This window comes from Saccharomonospora cyanea NA-134 (assembly GCF_000244975.1).
Taxonomy (GTDB): domain Bacteria; phylum Actinomycetota; class Actinomycetes; order Mycobacteriales; family Pseudonocardiaceae; genus Saccharomonospora; species Saccharomonospora cyanea.
Map to the genome: position 1 here is coordinate 3,556,869 of NZ_CM001440.1, position 18,979 is coordinate 3,575,847.

The following is an 18,979-nucleotide window of genomic DNA, read 5'->3' on the forward strand; positions in this document are numbered from 1 at the left end:
GCCGGGAACGGACATCATGGGGCGACTCCTGTCATCGGCAGCCCGGCGGTCTCCGGGAGACCGAGGGCGATGTTCATGGACTGCACGGCCGCGCCCGCCGTGCCCTTGGTGAGGTTGTCGAGCGCGGCCACCACGACGAGGCGATCTGCGTCGACGTCCACCGCCACCTGGAGCAGCACCATGTTGGACCCGACCGTGGCGGCCGTCGTCGGCCACACTCCCTCCGGCAGCACCGAGACGAAGTGCTCGTCGCCGTAGGCCTTCTCGTAGACACTCCGTACCGTGTCGTGGGCGACGTCCCCGGCGAGCGGGGCACTGGCAGTGGTGAGAATGCCGCGCGGCATCGGGGCGAGCACAGGCGTGAAGGACACGGTCACGGGGCGACCGGCGACCGCGCTGAGGTTCTGGACGAACTCGGGTGTGTGCCGGTGCGCTCCCCCGACGCCGTACGCGCTCGCGGAGCCCATCACCTCGGACCCGAGCAGGTGCGGCTTCAGACTCTTGCCCGCACCCGAGGTACCGGTCACCGAGACGATCGTCACCTCCGGCCGGAGCAGCCCGGCGGCGAACGCGGGCGCCAATGCGAGCGATCCGCCTGTCGGGAAGCAACCCGGCACCGCAACACGAGTCGTGCCTCGGAGAGACTCTCGACCACCCGGCAACTCGGGAAGCCCGTAGGGCCAGGTACCGACGTGCTCGCTGCCGTACCACCGTTCCCAGTCGGACGCGTCCGTCAACCGGTGATCGGCGCCGAGGTCGATCACGAGCGCCTCGTCTCCGAGTTGGGCGGCAATACCACCGGAGTGGCCGTGAGGCAGGGCGAGAAACACCACGTCATGCCCCGCCAGCGTCTCGGCTGTGGTCTCCTGGACAAGACGGTCGGCCAGCGGCCCGAGGTGCGGTTGGTGCTGCCCCAACGGAGTGCCCGCGCTACTCGCGGCCGTGAGCGCACCGATCTCGATGTCCGGGTGCGCGAGCAGGAGTCGCAACAACTCTCCACCCGCGTAGCCGGTCGCACCGGCCACCGCTGCCTTCACCGTCATGCGAATGATTATGCATGACTATGCAAATCCAATCAAGACGAGGGGTGTTCTTCACTGGGGATTCGCTCATGTGTTCGATACTATCGACGCGATCTCCCACCCACAGTTCCCGGAACGGGTGACGTATGCACGAGCAGGACAGACCGCACGACAGCACCCCTGTGGTGACCGCCGTCCGCAAGGGACTGGCCGAACTCGCCGACCCCGAGAAGGCGCCTGCCATGCAGCGCTACATGAGGTCTGCCATGCCGTTCCTAGGCGTGCAGAAGCCGGAACGACACCGGCTCGCGCGCCAGATCATGCGCGAGTCGCCTCTGCCCGACCGAGAAAGCTGGCAGCGCGCCGTACTCGAACTGTGGGACCACGCCACCTACCGCGAGGAACGCTATCTCGCACTCGACCTCACCGGCCACCGCGCCTACGCCCGGTGGCAGACTCCGGACCTACTGCCCCTCTACGAACATCTGGTCGCCACAGGCGCGTGGTGGGATTTCGTCGACGAGATCGCCGTCAACCGTATCGGCCCGCTCCTCAGAGCCGACTTCGCCTCCGTGGCTCCGGTCCTGCGGAGCTGGGCCCGCGATCCCGACCGGTGGAAGCGCCGCGTCGCCGTTCTGAGTCAGAACGCGTCGGGAGTCGACACGGACACAGCCCTGCTGACCGACTGCATCGAGGCGAACCTCGCCGATCCCGACTTCTTCCTCCGCAAGGCCATCGGCTGGGCTCTTCGGCAGTACGCCAGGACCGATCCCGACTGGGTGGAGGTCTTCGTGGCGAACCATCCCGGTCTCTCACCGCTGTCGCGCCGAGAGGCGCTCAGACACCGACGCTGAGGTGGCCGCCCACCCACGCGGACGGCCACACACACCCGTCAGCCCCGCAGTACCGCACCGAACCGCTCGCCGGCCAGGGCCACGGCGGCGTCGCGCGCCTTCGTGGCCTCCTCGACGGTCAGCGTGCGATCGGGTGCGCGGAAACGGAGCTTGTAGGCAAGCGACCTCTTTCCCGCACCGATCTGCTCGCCCTCGTAGAGGTCGAACAACGACACGTCCTCCACCAACTCGCCCGAGCCCTCCCGCAAAGCCGCCGCCAGCGCCGCAGCAGGTACCTCGTTGTCGACGACGAGCGCCACATCGAGCAGCACCGGCGGGAACGGCGAAATGGACGGCGCGGGCCTGCGGTCCACCACTGGAATCGCGTCGAGATCGAGCTCCATCACGGCGGTCCGCTTCGGAAGCCCGAGCTGCTCGACCACCTTGGGGTGTAGCTCACCGGCGTAACCGATGGTGCGGCCACCCACCGACAACCGTGCACAGCGGCCTGGGTGCCACGGCATGACCTCTGCCGACTCGATGTCGAGCTCCACACCGGAGACGTCACTCACCAGTCGCGCGGCCTGCACGGCATCCGCCCACATCGCGGGCTCGCCCTCGCCCCACCAGCCGGAGCGGCGCCGCTCGCCGGCCAACACGACCGCCACGTGCAGCGGCTGGTCGGGGACCGCCTGCTCCAGAGCGGCGAGTTCGGTGTCGGACGGGCGCTGTTCCACACCGGGGTCCGGCGCGCCGGCCTGCTCCGGCCCTGGCAGCACGACCTGCCCCACGTGGTACAGAGCGACATCGCGGAAGCCGCGGGCGATGTTGCGCTGCAATGCCTCCAACACCCCCGGCAGGAGCGTGGTCGTGAGCTGGTTCTTGTCCGACTCCAAGGGGTTCAGCACCGAAACCGAGCGTCTGCGCGGATCGTCCTCGGGCAGCCCGAAGTCGTCCCATACCGACGCCGAGACGAACGGGAACGGAAGCACCTCGACGTAGCCGGCCTCGGCGAGCGCACGCGAGACCGACCGCCGCCGACGCTGCGCCGCCGTCAGCCCGCGCCCCGCCGGGGCCGCGGGCAGCACCGACGGGATCGTGCCGTACCCCTCCAGCCGCAGAACCTCCTCGACGAGGTCCGCGGGCTGCGCCAGGTCGCCACGCCAGCTCGGCGGCACGGCGGTGACCAGTGCGGTGCCGTCGTCCGCCGTTCCCACCGAGACCTTGCAACCGATCTGGGTGAGTCTGCGTACCGTGACGCCACGATCGAACCTCACCCCGGCGACCCGATCGGGGAGGCTGATCGGCATGGTGATCGGCTCGGCGGGCTCCACGTGCCCCTCGTCGGTGCGACCGGGACGAATGCTGCCGTCACCGTACTGGCGCAGCAGGCGCGCGGCCACCTCGACCGCGACCGCGCACAGTTCGGGGTCGGTGAAGCGTTCGAACCTGCGCGCCGCTTCCGAGAACAGGTTGTGCCTGCGCGCAGTCCTGCTGATCGCGCCCGGATCCCAGTGCGCGGCCTCCAGCAGCACGTCCACGCTGTCGTCGCGGATCTCCGTGCTCGCACCGCCCATGGTGCCCGCGAGCGAGACGACCCCGCTGTCGTCCGCGATCACCACGTCGTCCGGGTCGAGCGTGCGCTCGGCGTCGTCCAGCGTCGTCAACGTCTCGCCCGGCCTCGCACGGCGCACCACGAGGTCGCCCTTCACGGACGCCGTGTCGAAGGCGTGCAACGGGTGGCCGAGCTCCAGCATCACGTAGTTCGTGACGTCCACGGCGAGTGAGATCGGACGCATGCCCGCCAACAACAGGCGACGCTGGATCCACCACGGTGTCGGCGCGCCCGCGTCGAGGTTGGTGACCCTCCGCAACACGAAACGGCGGCAGCCCTCCGGGTCCTCGATCCGCACCGGCCACGCGTCACCCTCGGGTGCGGGCACCTCCCGGTTCGCCGGGTCGCCGTAGGGCACGTCGAAAGCGCACGCCAGCTCCCGCGCGAGTCCACGCACCGACAACGCGTGGCCGAGGTCCGGGGTGGGAGTCAGCTCGAAGACCGTGTCGACGAGATCCAGCACCTCACGCGCGTCCTCACCGGGGTCGGCCGTACCCGGCGGCAGCACGAGGATCCCGGCGTGGTCCTCGCCGATGCCGAGTTCCCGCGCCGAGCAGATCATGCCTTCGCTGACGTGGCCGTACGTCTTGCGCGCGGAGATCGCGAACCCGCCCGGCAGCACAGCCCCCGGCAGAGCGACCACCACGAGATCGCCCTCCACGAAGTTCGTCGCGCCGCAGATGACGCCGTTCGTGGGCGGTTTGGTGGGATCGACGTCCTCACTGCTCTCGGGATCGACGGTGGCTCCCACATCAACCCGGCAGTAGCGGATGGGCTTCTTGAACCCGGTGAGTTCCTCGATCTCCACAACACGCCCGATGACGAGCGGACCCGTGATCTCACCGACGGACTCGACGCCTTCGACCTCGATACCCAGGTTCACGAAGGCGTTGGCGATGTCGTCGTTGGTGACGTCCTCGCTGAGTTCCAGGTGTTCCCTCAGCCAACTGGCGGGGACCTTCATTCACGCCTCCGTTCCGAAGGGGAGCGAGAACCTCACGTCCCCCTCCACCATGTCGCGCATGTCCGGAATGCCGTTGCGGAACATGAGGGTGCGCTCCAACCCCATGCCGAAGGCGAAGCCCGAGTAGACGTCAGGATCGACGCCGCACGCGCGCAGCACGTTCGGGTTGACCATGCCGCAGCCGCCCCACTCGACCCAGCCCGGGCCACCCTTCTTCTCGGGGAACCACACGTCGACCTCCGCGGAGGGCTCGGTGAACGGGAAGAAGTGCGGGCGGAAGCGCGTACCGGACTCCTCGCCGAACATCGCCCTCGCGAACGCGTCGAGAGTTCCGCGCAGATGCGCCATCGTGAGCCCCTTGTCCACGGCGAGGCCCTCGACCTGGTGGAACACAGGCGTGTGGGTGGCGTCCAACTCGTCGGTGCGGAACGTACGACCCGGGCACACGACGTACACCGGCAACTCGCGGTGCAACAGTGCCCGCGCCTGCACCGGGGAGGTGTGAGTGCGCAGCACCAGGTTGGAGCCTTCGGGACCGGCGTAGAACGTGTCGGCCATACGGCGCGCCGGGTGGTCCTTGCCGAAGTTCAGCGCGTCGAAGTTGAACCACTCGGCTTCGAGTTCCGGGCCCTCGGCGACCTCGTAGCCCATCCCGACGAACACATCGGCGACACGCTCCGCGATCGTGGTGACGGGGTGACGTGCCCCTCGCGGCACACGGTCCCACGGCAACGTCACGTCGACCGTCTCCTCGCGCAGCACCCGCTCGTCCCGCTCGGCCTGGAGAGCGGCACGGCGCTCGTCGAACGCGGCCTGCACCTCCTGGCGCGCCTGGTTGACCAGCTTGCCCGCCTCGGACTTCCGCTCCTTGGGCAGCGCTCCGATGGCACGACGGGCGAGCGAGAGCGGCGCCTGGTCACCGAAGTGCGCGGGCTTCACCGCAGCCAGGGATTCCAGGTCCGCGGCGGCCGCGAACTCCTTCTTCGCCGCGTCGACAGCCGCCCTCAACGTCTCGGGCGCGACCCTGTCGGCCGACTCCGGATCTTGCTTCTCCAAGGCTTCGGACATAGCTCCTCTAACGTCCGCTCCACATGGGAAGGGCTGTACGCGAGCGAGAGCGCACGTCAGCGATTACACGCGGAATTCTAGGTGAGCGTCACGGACGACCGTCCGTCACCCTCCGTCAGGAATGCTGCCGAACAGCGCTGGCGTAGAGGCACACGGCCGCGGCCGTAGCGAGATTGAGGCTCTCTGCCCTGCCGTACAACGGAACCCGCACCGCGCTGTCGCTTTTCGCGAGCACGTCGTCGCGGAGGCCGTGCGCCTCGTTGCCGAAGAGCCACGCGGTCGGCCGATCCAGCTCGCCGGTCGTCGTCAGGTCCGCTTCGGCGTAGCCGTCGGCTGCCACCGTGGTCAATCCTGCGTGGCCACACGCCTCGAGGACCCGATCGACGTCCGGTTCGGTCGCCACCGGCAGGTGGAAGAGACTGCCGGTCGAGGCTCGCACGCATTTGCCGTTGTGCACGTCGACACAGCGTCCGGCGAAGACCACAGCATCGGCACCGGCGGCGTCGGCCACCCTCAGTACGGTTCCCGCGTTGCCGGGATCGGCGATGTCCACCAACACGGCCACCAGGCGCGGACTGCCCGACAACGCGGCGCGGACATCGACCGTGACCGTGTCGCACACTGCCACGATGCCCTGCGGTGTCACCGTCTCGGACAGCAACTCCGCCGCGCGGCCGGTGATCGTCGAGACCGCTGGAGCATCGGCCACGAGTTCGGGATACCGCTGCGCCGCATCCTCGGTGACGAACAGTTCGTGTACGCGGCCGTAACGCAGCGCCTCTCTCACCGCCTGGGCTCCCTCGGCGAGGAAACGGCCCGTCTCCTCACGGGCCGACCGCCGCGTCAGGCGTCGCGCAGCAACGACCCGGGGTGTCCTGTGGGTGAACGGGACATCCCCGGGTCGCTGAGGTGTGGTGCTCAGGCCGACTTCTTCACGTCGGAGGGCAGGTTCTGCTTCGCCACCTCGGCGAGCGAGGCGAACGCGGCCGCGTCGTTCACCGCGAGGTCGGCAAGGATCTTGCGGTCGACCTCCACACCGGCGGCCTTGAGGCCCTGGATGAAGCGGTTGTAGGTCACGCCGTTCTGCCGGGCGGCCGCGTTGATGCGGGTGATCCACAGCTGGCGGAAGTCACCCTTGCGGGCGCGGCGGTCCCGGTAGGCGTAGTTCAGCGAGTGGAGCGTCTGTTCCTTGGCCTTGCGGTACAGGCGCGAACGCTGGCCACGGTAGCCACTGGCCAGCTCAAGAGTTGCGCGACGCTTCTTCTGGGCGTTGACCGCCCGCTTGACGCGTGCCACGGGTCCATCCTGTCGTGTCGGGGGGCGCGAACGAACGCCCCGGTGGTTACGGCGGAGCTGGTTTCAGCGGCCGAGCAGCCGCTTGACGCGACGCACGTCCTGGGCCGCGACGTCGGTGGTGCCCTCGAGCCTGCGGGTCACCCTGCTCGACTTCTTCTCCATGAGGTGCCTGCGGCCGGCCTGCTGGCGCCGGATCCTGCCGCTGCCCGTCACGCGGACGCGCTTCGACATCCCGCTGTGGGACTTGTTCTTCGGCATTCTTCCCTCTTTCATACGACAGCACACCGATCACCGGTGTGCTGCTGCGTGGTGGCGGTATTGCCGGCGACTCCGAACCGACCCGCCTGCCGCCCGCCGGGCGGGCGGCAGTGCGTCACGACTCGTCGCTACCCGCGTTCTTCGTCGCCTTCGATTTCGCCTTGGCGTTCTTGTGCGGCGCCAGAACCATGATCATGTTGCGGCCGTCCTGCTTCGGCTTCGACTCGATGAAGCCCAGCTCGGACACGTCGTCGGCGAGTCGCTGCAGCAGGCGGAACCCGAGCTCCGGCCTCGACTGCTCACGCCCGCGGAACATGATCGTCACCTTGACCTTGTTACCCGCCTCGAGGAAGCGGGACACATGGCCCTTCTTCGTCTCGTAGTCGTGCGGATCGATCTTGGGACGCAGCTTCTGTTCCTTGATGACGGTGAGCTGCTGGTTGCGGCGGGACTCACGGGCCTTCTGAGCACTCTCGTACTTGAACTTGCCGTAGTCCATGAGCTTCGCCACCGGCGGGCGTGCCTGCGGGGCCACCTCGACGAGATCGAGGTCTGCCTCCTGGGCGAGCCTCAGCGCGTCCTCGATACGGACGATGCCGACCTGCTCACCGTTCGGTCCCACGAGGCGTACCTCGGGGACACGGATGCGCTCGTTGATGCGCGTCTCGGAGCTGATGGGGCCTCCTTGGTCCAAGTGCCGGTCATTGCTGCTGTCTCGACCTGGTGCCCACATGCCACAAGCCCCGACACGCATGCTGGTGTGCGGGGCCCTCGATCCGATCGGCATCCGCAATGTCGGATGCTCGCGCGACCGCGGCAACGGCATCGCCGTCCGCAGTCGCGTGACCGGACCCGGCCGCCTGGAACGGCGACTCGGGTGGGAGCGGGGCTCCACTTGCGGCCCCCGATGCCTCGGAGGCTGGTCGCACGTGGAATCGTACCAGACGTGCAAGACGACTCATTCAACGCTTCCGGGCCTGGTAGTGATTCCCCTGACTCCCCGGATTCCCAAAACGTCCGCGAACTGCACGCCATCCCGAGCGTGGAGGTCATCAGCAGGGCCGCCGTGATGCTGATGTCCGCTGCGGCGGAACGACTCGGACTCGCCGACGACGACCCCGACGCCAGTCCTCTCCGGGATCTGGACGAGGCGAGGCGGCTCATCACGGCGTTGGCCGGTCTGGTGACCGCGTCGGGTGAGTACCTGGGGCTGCACGCGGCCCCGCTGCGCGACGGGCTCCAGTCGCTCCAGAAGGCCTTCCGGGAGGCCTCGGCCGTACCGGACGCGCCGGGCCAGGGACCGGGCGAGAAGTACACCGGCCCGGTGTACTGACGAAACGGACCGTCAGTCCAGCACCGCCAAGGCGTCGATCTCCACGAGCAACCCGGTGGGCAGGCCCACGTACACCGTGGTCCTCGCCGGGTACGGCTCGGTCACCAGCTCGTTGTAGACGGCGTTGAAGTCGGCGAAGTGCGCGGGGTCGGTGAGGTAGACGCGCATCATGACGACGTCGTCGAGATCGGCGCCCGCCGCTTCGAGGACGGCACGCAGGTTGGCGAACACCTGCCGGGTCTGGCCCGTGACACCGCCGTCGGCGACTTCGCCCGTCGCGGGATCGACACCGACCTGACCGGCGAGCTGGAGGATGTTCCCCTTACGCACGGCCTGCGAGTACGCCGCCACCGGTGCCGGCGCCGCGGTCGTGCTCACCGCGTGCTTGCTCATCGGACCCTCCTGTCACCCGCGTGTGGACTACGGCGTCTCGGACGACCGCCCGAGCCCGTCACCGCTTTGCCCACCGGAGTCCCCGACGGGCACGTAGCGGACCTCCGGCCGCCCGACCGTCCCGTAGTGCGGGCGACGGCGGGCGATCCCATGATCGGCAAGGTACTCAAGATAGCGGCGAGCGGTGACGCGGGCTACACCGGTGGCCTCCGCGACGGCGGCGGCCGACAACCCCTCTCCCGAGCCGGCGAGAACGGCGGTGACCGCGTCGAGGGTCGCGGTGCTCATTCCCTTGGGCAACGGCCCCTGCCCTGAGGGACGCAGGGTCGCGAGGACACGGTCGATGTCCGCCTGACCGCTGGCCTGTCCGGGCCGCGCCACGCGTTCGCGGAACCGCGCGTAGCTGGCGAGCTTGTCGCGCAGCGCCGCGAAGGTGAACGGCTTCAGCAGGTACTGCACCACTCCGGCGGACACCGCTCCGCGCACGACAGACAGGTCCCGCGCCGACGTCACCGCGATCACGTCCACCGGAGCGCCCATGGCGCGCAGCGCCCGGCACACGGCCAGGCCGTGCGTGTCGGGCAGGTAGAAGTCGAGCAGCACCAGGTCGACGCGGTGCCGTTCGCAGAACCGCACGGCCGCCCCGCCCGAGTGCACGACGCCCGCCACCGTGAAACCCGCGACCCGTTCGACGTACTCCCGATGCGCGTCGGCTGCCACCGGGTCGTCCTCGACCACGAGCACACTGATCATCCACGACGCCTCCACTTTCACCCTAAAGAGTTAAGGATGGTGGTTCGACGCCGCGGGGAGGGGAACACGGACGGTGAACACAGCGCCACCCTCGTCGGTGTTGCCGACAGTCACCGTGCCGTCGAGACGGCGCACGGTCTGCCCGACGAGCGCGAGGCCGAGGCCACGACCGGCGTCCCCGCCCCCCGACTTGGTCGACCAGCCACGGCGGAAGATCCGTGAGCTGATCCCGGGGTCCACACCCGGCCCGCTGTCGGCGACGCGAAGGACGAGTTCCCCGTCGTCGACCCGTACCGTGACCCGGACTGTCGGGGCGCGCTCGGCCGCTGTCTCGATCGCCGCGTCCACCGCGTTGTCGACGAGGTTGCCGAGCACGGTGATGAGGTCGCGTGAGTCGATCGTCGAGGACGTGTCGTCGAGGACGGTGTCGTCCGTGATCACCAGTTCCACTCCGCGTTCGGCCGCTTCGCTCGACTTGCCCAGCAACAGGGCGGCCAGCACGGGCTCGGAGACCGCGCCCAGCACCCTGTCGGTGAGCTCCTGCGCCGTGCGCAACTCCGCCGTGGCCAACGCCACCGCCTGCTCGGTGCGACCGAGTTCGACGAGCGACACCACCGCGTGGAGGCGGTTGGCCGACTCGTGGGCCTGCGCCCGCAGTGACTCGGCGAATCCGCGTACGGTGTCCAGCTCACCCGTCAGGGACTGCAGTTCGGTGTGGTCGCGCAAAGTCACCACGTTGCCCATCGCGCGTCCCCGCGACCGCACCGGAACGGTGTTGACGAGCAGTACCCGGGTCTCCGTCACGTGCAACTCGTCCTTCACCTGCTCCCCCGCCGTCAACGTGCGGGAGAGCGCGTCCGCGAGACCGAGTTCGGACACCGCAGCACCACGTACGTCACCTGCCAGGCCCAGCAGATCGGCCGCGGCGTCGTTGTACAGCCCGACCCGCCCGTCCCGATCGACCAGCACGAGCCCCTCCCGCACCGAGTGGAGGATGGCCTCGTAGTAGTCGAACATTCGGCTCAGCTCGTCCGGGGCCACCCCACGGGTCTGCGTACGCAGGCGGTTGCTCACCGCCACGCTGCCGACCACACCCACGAGCAGTACCCCGGCGGCGACGCCCAGCACGGGCGGCAGGCTCTGCGCGAGCTCCGTCGAGATCGCTTCCACGGTTATCCCGACTGCCACCAACGCCCTCACCTCACCGTCCACCGACACGGGCGCGACCGCGCGTACCGACGGACCGAGTGTTCCGGTGTAGGTCTCGGTGAACGGGCGCCCGTGCAGCGCGGGCTCGATGTTGCCGATGAACGGCTCGCCGATGCGGCCGGGGTCCGGATGCGTGTACCGGGTGCGGTCACGATCCATGATCGTGATGAAGTCGACCCCCGTGTCGGCACGGACACGCTCGGCGAACGGCTGCAGCACCGAGCTGGGATCCGGAAGCCTCACCGACTGCCGTACGTCGGGCGAGTCCGCGAGGGTGACCGCCACCGAAACGACCTCCTCGGTGGCTTTCTTCTCCACTCCGGCCGCGGCGTCGAGATAGGCGAGCGCGGTAGCTCCCAGCACCAGCACGCTCACCACGGCCAGCTGCAGGACCAACAACTGCCTGGCGACGCTCCAGCTCCGGCCGTGCGGGCCGGGCTGACCGAAGCGGGACGAGCGACGCATCAGTTCATGAGAACACACGGCCACCGGCAGAAGTTCACGACCGAAATGAACACAACGGTGACTCGCGCGGAAACGGTTCCCATAGTCGTCCTGATTCCACGACAGTACTTCGAGGAGGCAATGTTGCCTGGACCGTCGCCCGCGGCCGCAAACCCGCCACGGCGTCGCGACCGGATGCACTACCTGTACCTGGCTGTGATCGCCGCGGTGGTGCTCGGTGTCGTCGTCGGCTTCGCCGCTCCCGACGTGGCGAAGGAGCTCAAGCCCCTGGGCACCGGCTTCGTCGACCTGATCAAGATGATGATCAGTCCGATCATCTTCTGCACCATCGTGCTCGGCATCGGTTCGGTCGCCAAGGCCGCCAGCGTGGGCAAGGTGGGTCTGCTGGCCGTCGGCTACTTCCTGCTCATGTCCACCTTCGCGCTCGGTATCGGCCTTGTGGTCGGTAACGTTCTGCACCCGGGCGAGGGCATGGAGCTCGACCCCGAGGCCGCGGCGAAGGTGCAGGAGAGCGCCGGGGGCGGTGAGGGAACGGTCGACTTCCTCCTCGGGATCATCCCCGAGACCATGGTCTCGGCCTTCACCGAGGGATCGGTGCTCCAGACCCTGCTCGTGGCCCTGCTCGCCGGGTTCGCCCTGCAGAAGATGGGTCCTGCCGGCCAACCCGTGTTGCGCGGCATCGAGCACATTCAGCGACTCGTGTTCCGCATCCTCGCCATGATCATGTGGGCTGCCCCGGTGGGCGCGTTCGGCGCGATCGCCGCGGTCGTCGGCGAAACCGGCTGGGACGCCCTGCGCAGCCTTGCCGTCATCATGATTGGCTTCTACGTCACCTGCCTGCTGTTCGTCTTCCTCGTGCTCGGGGCCGTGCTGTGGCTCGGCGCGCGGGTCAACGTCTTCAAGCTGCTGGGCTACCTCGGCCGCGAGTTCCTGCTGATCGTGTCGACGTCGTCGTCGGAGTCGGCACTGCCGCGGCTCATCGCGAAGATGGAGCACCTCGGCGTCAGCAAGCCCGTCGTCGGCATCACGGTGCCCACCGGATACTCGTTCAACCTGGACGGCACCGCGATCTACCTGACGATGGCCACTCTGTTCATCGCCACGGCGCAGGGCAGCCCGCTCGGCATCGGCGAACAGATCTCACTGCTGGTGTTCATGATCATCGCGTCGAAGGGCGCGGCCGGAGTCAGTGGCGCGGGTATCGCGACACTCGCGGGTGGTCTCCAGTCGCACCGGCCCGAGCTCGTGGACGGGGTGGGCTTCATCCTCGGCATCGACCGGTTCATGTCGGAGGCCCGGGCGCTCACCAACTTCGCTGGTAACGCCGTCGCCACGGTCCTCATCGGTTCGTGGACGAAGGAACTCGACCGCGAGCAGCTGTCCCGCGTGCTGTCGGGGCAGGAACCGTTCAACGAGGCCACCCTCGTCGACGACCACGCTGCGTCGTCGACCGAAACCGACGGAAAGCAGCCGGTTCACGCCTGATCCTCATCGACGCGCCGTCTCGCGGGTGGTCCCTCCGGCGCCACCCGCGAGACGCCTCATGAGACCCGCTCGGCCCCGGCTCATCATGGCCGCGTGGTTGAGCCGCAGCAGCGGGCGGGCCCAGGGGGACAGCACCCGCAGCAGCCGGCTTCGCGCCTCGACCTCCTGGACGACATCCACGCCGGTACCCAGACCGTCGCGCGACACCTCCACCCGGAGGAAGCCCCGAAGATCACCGCGGAGGCCGACCGCGAGCACGCCTCTTCGCTCGTCCTCCTCGATGCGGTGCAGCAGCATCACCAAGGTGAACGGCAGGCTGGACCGCGCCCGCACCTCGGCCGTGTCCCCGTCGATCCGCCGGACCGAACGCACGTCCGGCCACCAGCGTGGATAGCCGACGAGGTCGGCCAACATCGCGAACACAGCACTCTGGTCGGCAGGAAGCCACCACCGCGTACGGAACCGGTACCGGGTCGTCGACATGGCCGGGGAGTTCCCGGCGAACGGGCACGTCAGCCCTGCAGCAACGGGGCGAGGAACCGTCCGGTGTAGCTGGCCTCCGTGGCCGCGACGTCCTCCGGCGTGCCTTCGGCGATGACCGTGCCGCCACCGGAGCCGCCCTCCGGACCGAGGTCGATGATCCAGTCGGACGTCTTGATGACGTCGAGGTTGTGCTCGATCACGATGACCGTGTTGCCCTTGTCGACCAGCCCGTTGATCACGCCGAGCAGCTTGCGGATGTCCTCGAAGTGCAAGCCCGTGGTGGGCTCGTCGAGGATGTAGACGGTCTTGCCCGTCGACCGCTTCTGCAACTCGCTGGCGAGCTTCACCCGCTGGGCCTCGCCACCGGAGAGCGTGGGCGCGGGCTGACCGAGCCGGACGTAGCCCAGCCCCACGTCGACCAGCGTCTGCAGGTGCCGGTGGATGGCCTTGATGGGCTCGAAGAACGCCGCGGCCTCCTCGATCGGCATGTCGAGGACCTCGGCCACCGTCTTGCCCTTGTAGTGGACCTCGAGCGTCTCGCGGTTGTAGCGGGCACCCTTGCAGACCTCGCACGGTACGTAGACGTCCGGCAGGAAGTTCATCTCGATCTTGATGGTGCCGTCACCCGCGCACGCCTCGCACCGGCCGCCCTTGACGTTGAACGAGAACCGCCCCGGCTGGTAACCGCGGACCTTCGCCTCGGTGGTCGCCGCGAACAGTTTGCGGATGTGGTCCCACACGCCGGTGTAGGTCGCCGGATTCGACCGCGGCGTGCGGCCGATGGGCGACTGGTCGACGCGGACCAGCTTGTCGACGTGGTCGAGTCCCTTGACCCGCTTGTGCCGTCCCGGAACCTGCCTGGCGTTGTTCAGCTTGTTCGCGAGAACCGTCGCCAGGATGTCGTTGACCAGCGTCGACTTGCCCGACCCGGACACACCGGTGACCGAGACCAGGCAGCCGAGCGGGAAGGAGACGTCGATGTTGCGCAGGTTGTTCTCGCGGGCGCCCATCACCGTCAACTGGCGTTTGGGGTCCGCCTTCCTGCGTTCGGCGGGAATCTCGATCGAGCGGCGGCCCGCGAGGTAGTCACCGGTGAGGGACTTCTCGTTGTTCAGCAGCTTCTCGTACGTGCCGCTGTGCACGATCAACCCACCGTGCTCGCCCGCGCCGGGCCCGATGTCGACGACCCAGTCGCTCGCGCGGATCGTGTCCTCGTCGTGCTCGACGACGATCAGCGTGTTGCCGAGGTCGCGGAGACGCGTGAGTGTCTCGATGAGGCGGTGGTTGTCACGCTGGTGCAGTCCGATGGACGGTTCGTCGAGCACGTACAACACGCCCACGAGCCCCGAACCGATCTGGGTGGCCAGCCGGATGCGCTGCGCCTCCCCACCGGAGAGCGTGCCCGCCGCCCGGTCGAGGGAGAGGTAGTCGAGGCCGACGTCGAGCAGGAAGTGCAGGCGGGCCTGGATCTCCTTGAGGACAGCGCCGGCGATCATGGCCTCACGCGGCCCGAGCCGGAGTCCGTCCAGGAACTTCGACGCCTCCGCCACCGACAACGCGCACACCTCGGCGATGGAGAGCTCCCCGAGGTCCTGGTGCTCCAGCGTGACGGCGAGGATCTCGGGCTTGAGGCGGGTTCCCTGACAGGTGGGGCACGGCACCTCGCGCATGTAGCCCTCGTAGCGTTCGCGCGCCCACTCGGACTCCGTCTGCTCGTGTCGCCGTTCCAGGAAGGGGATGACCCCCTCGAAGCTCGCGTAGTAGGAACGCTGCCGGCCGTAGCGGTTGCGGTAGCTCACGTGGACCTGTTCGTCGACGCCGTGCAGCACCGCCTTCTGCACCTTCGCGGGCAGCTTCCGCCACGGGGTGTCCATCCGGAACCCGAGTGTGCTCGCCAGGGATTCCAGCAGTCGCTGGAAGTAATCCGCGCTCTGGCCACCCGACCACGGGGCGATGGCGCCGTCCGCGAGCGACAGCTCGTCGTCGGGCACCACCATCTCCGGGTCGACCTCCTTGCGGACGCCGATGCCGGTGCACTCGGGGCAGGCGCCGTACGGCGCGTTGAAGGAGAACGACCTCGGTTCGAGGTCCTCGATCGAGAGCGGGTGCCCGTTGGGGCAGGCGAGGTTCTCGGAGAAGCCACGGGTGCGGTGCGGGTCGTGTTCGGGAAGGTCCACGAACTCCAGCTCGACGAGGCCGTCTGCCAGTCGCAGCGCGGTCTCGATCGAATCCGTGAGCCGCTGCTTCGCGCTGGCCTTGACGGTGAGCCGGTCGACAACCACCCCGATGTCGTGCTTCTCCTGCTTCTTCAGTTTGGGCGGATCCGACAGCGGGTGGGTCGCGCCGTCCACGCGCACCCGCGCGAAGCCCTGCTGCTGCAGGTTGGCGAACAGGTCGACGTACTCGCCCTTGCGCCCGCGCACCACCGGGGCGACGACCTGGAACCGCGTGCCCTGCTCCATGTCAAGGACCTGGTCGACGATCTGTTGGGGGGTCTGCTTGCTGATCGGCTCGCCGCACTGCGGGCAGTGGGGCTTGCCCGCGCGGGCGTACAACAGCCTGAGGTAGTCGTAGACCTCGGTGATGGTGCCGACCGTGGAACGCGGGTTACGCGAGGTGGACTTCTGGTCGATCGACACCGCAGGCGACAGACCCTCGATGAAGTCCACGTCGGGCTTGTCCATCTGGCCCAGGAACTGGCGCGCGTACGCGGACAACGACTCCACGTAGCGCCGCTGGCCCTCCGCGAAGACGGTGTCGAACGCGAGGCTCGACTTGCCCGACCCGGACAGGCCCGTGAACACGATGAGACTGTCCCTTGGCAGATCGAGGTCGACGCCGCGCAGGTTGTGCTCACGGGCGCCACGGACTACGAGGCGATCAGCCACCCGAGATCCCTTCAACTGGTATGTGGGAAACGCCGAAAGTCGGCCGGCACCATGCTAGGGCGGACCCCCGACAAAAGTGCCGCGAGCGTCGCGCGAGCCGACCGGTCGCGTGGAGCACGCCACAACGGGCGCGTCCCGCTGGACGAGCCTGCCGTACGCCGGACGCTCGACGCCGACGGTCAGGAGCCAGCCCAGCACCAGAGCGGCCCCGGCCACCATCGCCAAGCGTAACCACCACGGCGAGACACCGGCCTCGGACAGCCCCCGGGCGATGACGTAGCCGAGTTGCTGGTGAACGAGGTACAGGCAGTAGCTGATGCCGGCCAGCCAGGAGACGGGGCGGCGCAGCAGGCGCGTTCCCCGGACGTCCCAGTCGGGACCGCGAGCCGCCGCACACATCGCCCCGAGCACGAGAGCGAACCCAAGCACCGCGGGCCATGGGCCGTGGAAGCATTGGATCACCAGGGCGGTCGCCAGCAGCGCGCCGAGCTGGGCAGAGGAGAGCCTGCGTTGCTGCCACAGCCAGATCGCCACCCCGGCGGCGAAGAGATACGCGTGGAGCATCCCCGTCGCGGCGGGCAGCACCCCGGCGAAATCCCGCACGACGCGCGCCACCGCGGACACCGCCATCGCCGACCACAGCACCGCGGGCATCCCCACCCGCCGGTGCACTCCACCGCGCCACAGCAGTGCGGCCACCGCGAACGCTGCCACCTGCACCGGCATGGTCCAGTACGACCCGTCGATCCTGTGCCAACCGTCGGGGTTCCACTCGTGCAACAGGAACACGTGCAGCAGGAGGTCGTTCAGGTCCGGCACGTGCCAGGTGGGAAGGGCGTCCGGCGCGGGCTCCAGTGGCATGACCGGGTCGAGGAACAACAGTCCCGACAACCCGTCCTGGTGCGCTCCCCCGTTGAACCGCACGACCGCGTACCGCGACACCGCGTAGACCAGGAGCACGGCCGCTAGGTAGGCGGGCAGCAGACGGGCCAGGCGCGCGCGGAACCACCGGCCCGGCGCGCCGCGCCGGAGGGTCGGGCCGATGAAGTATCCCGAGAGCACGAGCAGGGTGATCGTTCCGAAGCGGAGGTCGATCCGCAGGGGATACGGCTCGATACCGGGGATATCCGACGCGACCCCGGTGAAGTGGCCGATCATCACCAGCAGGATGGCCACGACCCGGATCACGTCCCAGCTGAACCGCCGTGACGTCCGTGGCGACGGTTCCGGACGTGCCGCGACGGCCACGACGACACCCCCAGCACTCGCTTTCGCGGACACCCGCGAACAGCAGACCCTAGCCGGGGGCCCACATCCGGCCTCTCTCGGGGGCTGGTGACCCATTGACTACCGTAGGACCGTGAACGTCACCGAGGACTACACCGGCCACGTCGAACCCGGTGGTGCCGCAGCCGTACGCACGCTCGACGCGCTGACCATCACGAAGGTGTCGGTCGGCTCCCTGGACAACAACGCCTACCTGCTGGTGTGCCGTGCCACCAGCGAGGCCCTCGTCATCGACGCCGCGAGCGACTTCGAACGGCTGTCCGACCTCATCGGGCACGGCCCCGACCGCCCGTCGCTGCGTACGATCGTCACGACCCACCAGCACGCCGACCACTGGCAGGCACTGGGCGCGCTGGCCGGCGCCTACGGGGCCGACACCGTGGTCCATCCCGCCGACGCCGACCCGCTGCCCGTTCCGCCGGACATCCTCGTCGAGCACGGTGACACTGTGACCGTCGGCGAGGTCACGCTGGAGGTCATCCACCTGCGCGGCCACACTCCCGGCTCGATCGCGTTGCTCTACCGCGACCCGCAGGGACACCCGCACCTGTTCACCGGCGATTCGCTCTTCCCCGGCGGCGTCGGCAAGACCACGTCGTCCGCGGACTTCACCTCGCTCATGGACGACGTGGAGCAGCGGATCTTCGACCGGCTGCCGGACGAGACGTGGTTCTACCCCGGACACGGGGACGACTCGACGCTCGGAGCGGAACGCCCCCACCTCGGCGAATGGCGTGCGAGGGGCTGGTGATGGACCACATCGCCGCGGAGGTCGCCGCCCATCACGAGGCACTCGCCGAGTGGCTGTCGGGTACCGGGGACGGCGCCACCTCCGACGTCCTCGACGCGTTCCGCACCGCCCACACCGACGACTTCTCGCTCGTGACCGTGGACGGCGAGGTGGTGCCGGGAGCGAAGCTGTTCGCCGACCTCGCCACTGCCCGAGGTGCCCGTCCCGGGTTGCGGATCACGGTGCACGACGTCGTGGTGGTGTCCGCGTCGACCGGGTCGATGCTGGTCCGGTTCACCGAACGGCACCATGTGGACGGCGGTATCGAGGAACGGGTGGTGAGCGCACTACTACGTGAGGACCGCACCGCTCCGCGCGGCCTGCGGTGGCAGCACGTACACGAGACCGCTCGTTAGCACCCGGCGCGTCCGCTACCCGCCGCCGAACCGCTCGGCGTGGGAAGGCCGCAGTTCCTCACCGTCCTCCGGCCACACCACCTCGTCACCGGCGACGACCGTGCCCAGCGCCACGAGACAGCGGTGTCACCCGGCCGCGGTGTAGGGACCAGTCGCGGTCACCGAACGTGCGGTGAAGGCGAGCAGACGACCGTCGCCATCGTCCGCCGTGGCCTGCCCGCTGCCGCATTCCGGGAAGCGGACGGCCCCTCCGGCCCGCGGTTCCAGTTCCGCCACCGGGAGGGGTACCACCGGCTCAGGTGCTCGGGGTCCGTGAGGGCGTGCCACACCTTCTCCGGGAACGGGGAGGCGGCGGGTGAAGCGCAGTGTCCATCTGCCGTCGGCGGGGTGCGGGGTGTCGTCCACCGGGGACCCTCCACGTGTGTCGATGTCGGCGGCGTCTCGCCGAGGTGCTTCGTGCGGCAGGCGGACTCGACGTCGC

The 18,979-nt window shown here is 68.9% G+C and carries 19 protein-coding genes; 5 read left to right on the top strand and 14 right to left on the bottom strand.

Annotation, left to right across the window (positions count from 1 at the left end; genetic code table 11):
* Positions 1 to 14: 14 nt before the first annotated feature.
* The gene (gene argC, locus SACCYDRAFT_RS16655) at positions 15 to 1,043 is read right to left on the bottom strand and encodes an N-acetyl-gamma-glutamyl-phosphate reductase (protein WP_005457891.1); all 1,029 of its coding nucleotides are present in this window, start codon (positions 1,041 to 1,043) and stop codon (positions 15 to 17) included.
* A gap of 125 nt (positions 1,044 to 1,168) precedes the next feature.
* Here argC and SACCYDRAFT_RS16660 point away from each other — a divergent pair, with 125 nt between their 5' ends.
* Entirely contained in the window at positions 1,169 to 1,876 is a 708-nt protein-coding gene (locus SACCYDRAFT_RS16660) for a DNA alkylation repair protein (protein WP_005457894.1), read from the top strand.
* Positions 1,877 to 1,914: 38 nt separating this feature from the next.
* Here the strand turns inward: SACCYDRAFT_RS16660 and pheT are convergent, their stop codons facing one another.
* From pheT to infC, 6 genes are all read right to left on the bottom strand, one after another.
* A complete protein-coding gene (gene pheT, locus SACCYDRAFT_RS16665; protein WP_005457895.1) occupies positions 1,915 to 4,434 on the bottom strand; it encodes a phenylalanine--tRNA ligase subunit beta in 2,520 nt (839 codons plus the stop codon).
* Complete coding sequence (gene pheS / locus SACCYDRAFT_RS16670) at positions 4,435 to 5,502, bottom strand: phenylalanine--tRNA ligase subunit alpha (RefSeq protein ID WP_005457897.1); 1,068 nt, start codon at positions 5,500 to 5,502, stop codon at positions 4,435 to 4,437.
* Between the two features lie 115 nt (positions 5,503 to 5,617).
* The gene (locus tag SACCYDRAFT_RS16675) at positions 5,618 to 6,424 is read right to left on the bottom strand and encodes a TrmH family RNA methyltransferase (RefSeq protein WP_005457899.1); all 807 of its coding nucleotides are present in this window, start codon (positions 6,422 to 6,424) and stop codon (positions 5,618 to 5,620) included.
* A complete protein-coding gene (rplT, locus tag SACCYDRAFT_RS16680) occupies positions 6,421 to 6,798 on the bottom strand; it encodes a 50S ribosomal protein L20 (RefSeq protein WP_005457903.1) in 378 nt (125 codons plus the stop codon). The genes SACCYDRAFT_RS16675 and rplT overlap by 4 nt, the downstream gene beginning before the upstream one ends.
* A gap of 63 nt (positions 6,799 to 6,861) precedes the next feature.
* The gene (gene rpmI, locus SACCYDRAFT_RS16685) at positions 6,862 to 7,056 is read right to left on the bottom strand and encodes a 50S ribosomal protein L35 (RefSeq protein ID WP_005457906.1); all 195 of its coding nucleotides are present in this window, start codon (positions 7,054 to 7,056) and stop codon (positions 6,862 to 6,864) included.
* A gap of 115 nt (positions 7,057 to 7,171) precedes the next feature.
* Positions 7,172 to 7,789, bottom strand: coding sequence for a translation initiation factor IF-3 (gene infC, locus SACCYDRAFT_RS16690; RefSeq protein ID WP_085979196.1), 618 nt, complete (start codon positions 7,787 to 7,789; stop codon positions 7,172 to 7,174).
* 213 nt (positions 7,790 to 8,002) lie between these two features.
* On the opposite strand from infC, the gene SACCYDRAFT_RS16695 reads away from it, so the two are divergent.
* Positions 8,003 to 8,389, top strand: coding sequence for a DUF1844 domain-containing protein (locus tag SACCYDRAFT_RS16695; protein WP_083844769.1), 387 nt, complete (start codon positions 8,003 to 8,005; stop codon positions 8,387 to 8,389).
* A gap of 12 nt (positions 8,390 to 8,401) precedes the next feature.
* On the opposite strand, the gene SACCYDRAFT_RS16700 is transcribed toward SACCYDRAFT_RS16695, so the two are convergent.
* From SACCYDRAFT_RS16700 to SACCYDRAFT_RS16710, 3 genes are read right to left on the bottom strand one after another with little or no spacing between them, the layout of a single operon-like run.
* Complete coding sequence (locus tag SACCYDRAFT_RS16700; protein ID WP_005457915.1) at positions 8,402 to 8,782, bottom strand: RidA family protein; 381 nt, start codon at positions 8,780 to 8,782, stop codon at positions 8,402 to 8,404.
* Between the two features lie 27 nt (positions 8,783 to 8,809).
* Complete coding sequence (locus tag SACCYDRAFT_RS16705) at positions 8,810 to 9,535, bottom strand: response regulator (protein ID WP_005457916.1); 726 nt, start codon at positions 9,533 to 9,535, stop codon at positions 8,810 to 8,812.
* A gap of 30 nt (positions 9,536 to 9,565) precedes the next feature.
* Complete coding sequence (locus SACCYDRAFT_RS16710) at positions 9,566 to 11,209, bottom strand: sensor histidine kinase (RefSeq protein WP_005457917.1); 1,644 nt, start codon at positions 11,207 to 11,209, stop codon at positions 9,566 to 9,568.
* Positions 11,210 to 11,383: 174 nt separating this feature from the next.
* Here SACCYDRAFT_RS16710 and SACCYDRAFT_RS16715 point away from each other — a divergent pair, with 174 nt between their 5' ends.
* Positions 11,384 to 12,694 (top strand): cation:dicarboxylate symporter family transporter, encoded by a 1,311-nt coding sequence (locus SACCYDRAFT_RS16715; RefSeq protein ID WP_043536585.1) that lies wholly within the window; start codon positions 11,384 to 11,386, stop codon positions 12,692 to 12,694.
* A 3-nt stretch (positions 12,695 to 12,697) separates the two neighbouring features.
* Here SACCYDRAFT_RS16715 and SACCYDRAFT_RS16720 read toward each other — a convergent pair whose 3' ends face one another.
* Genes SACCYDRAFT_RS16720 through SACCYDRAFT_RS16730 form a run of 3 tightly spaced genes read right to left on the bottom strand, consistent with a single transcriptional unit; the run spans position 12,698 to position 17,253 of the window.
* Positions 12,698 to 13,177, bottom strand: coding sequence for an SRPBCC family protein (locus SACCYDRAFT_RS16720; RefSeq protein WP_005457919.1), 480 nt, complete (start codon positions 13,175 to 13,177; stop codon positions 12,698 to 12,700).
* Positions 13,178 to 13,206: 29 nt separating this feature from the next.
* Positions 13,207 to 16,065, bottom strand: coding sequence for an excinuclease ABC subunit UvrA (gene uvrA / locus SACCYDRAFT_RS16725; protein ID WP_005457920.1), 2,859 nt, complete (start codon positions 16,063 to 16,065; stop codon positions 13,207 to 13,209).
* A gap of 54 nt (positions 16,066 to 16,119) precedes the next feature.
* Positions 16,120 to 17,253 (bottom strand): acyltransferase family protein, encoded by a 1,134-nt coding sequence (locus SACCYDRAFT_RS16730; protein ID WP_005457922.1) that lies wholly within the window; start codon positions 17,251 to 17,253, stop codon positions 16,120 to 16,122.
* A 172-nt stretch (positions 17,254 to 17,425) separates the two neighbouring features.
* On the opposite strand from SACCYDRAFT_RS16730, the gene SACCYDRAFT_RS16735 reads away from it, so the two are divergent.
* Together SACCYDRAFT_RS16735 and SACCYDRAFT_RS16740 are read left to right on the top strand one after the other, a co-directional pair.
* Positions 17,426 to 18,103 carry an MBL fold metallo-hydrolase gene (locus SACCYDRAFT_RS16735; protein ID WP_005457924.1) on the top strand — a complete coding sequence of 226 codons (678 nt, stop codon included), beginning with the start codon at positions 17,426 to 17,428 and terminating at the stop codon, positions 18,101 to 18,103.
* Positions 18,103 to 18,498: a hypothetical protein gene (locus SACCYDRAFT_RS16740; protein ID WP_005457926.1), complete on the top strand. Its 396-nt coding sequence runs from the start codon at positions 18,103 to 18,105 to the stop codon at positions 18,496 to 18,498. The genes SACCYDRAFT_RS16735 and SACCYDRAFT_RS16740 overlap by 1 nt, the downstream gene beginning before the upstream one ends.
* Positions 18,499 to 18,656: 158 nt before the next feature.
* Here SACCYDRAFT_RS16740 and SACCYDRAFT_RS27330 read toward each other — a convergent pair whose 3' ends face one another.
* Positions 18,657 to 18,917: an SRPBCC domain-containing protein gene (locus SACCYDRAFT_RS27330; protein WP_408640293.1), complete on the bottom strand. Its 261-nt coding sequence runs from the start codon at positions 18,915 to 18,917 to the stop codon at positions 18,657 to 18,659.
* Positions 18,918 to 18,979: the final 62 nt, after the last annotated feature.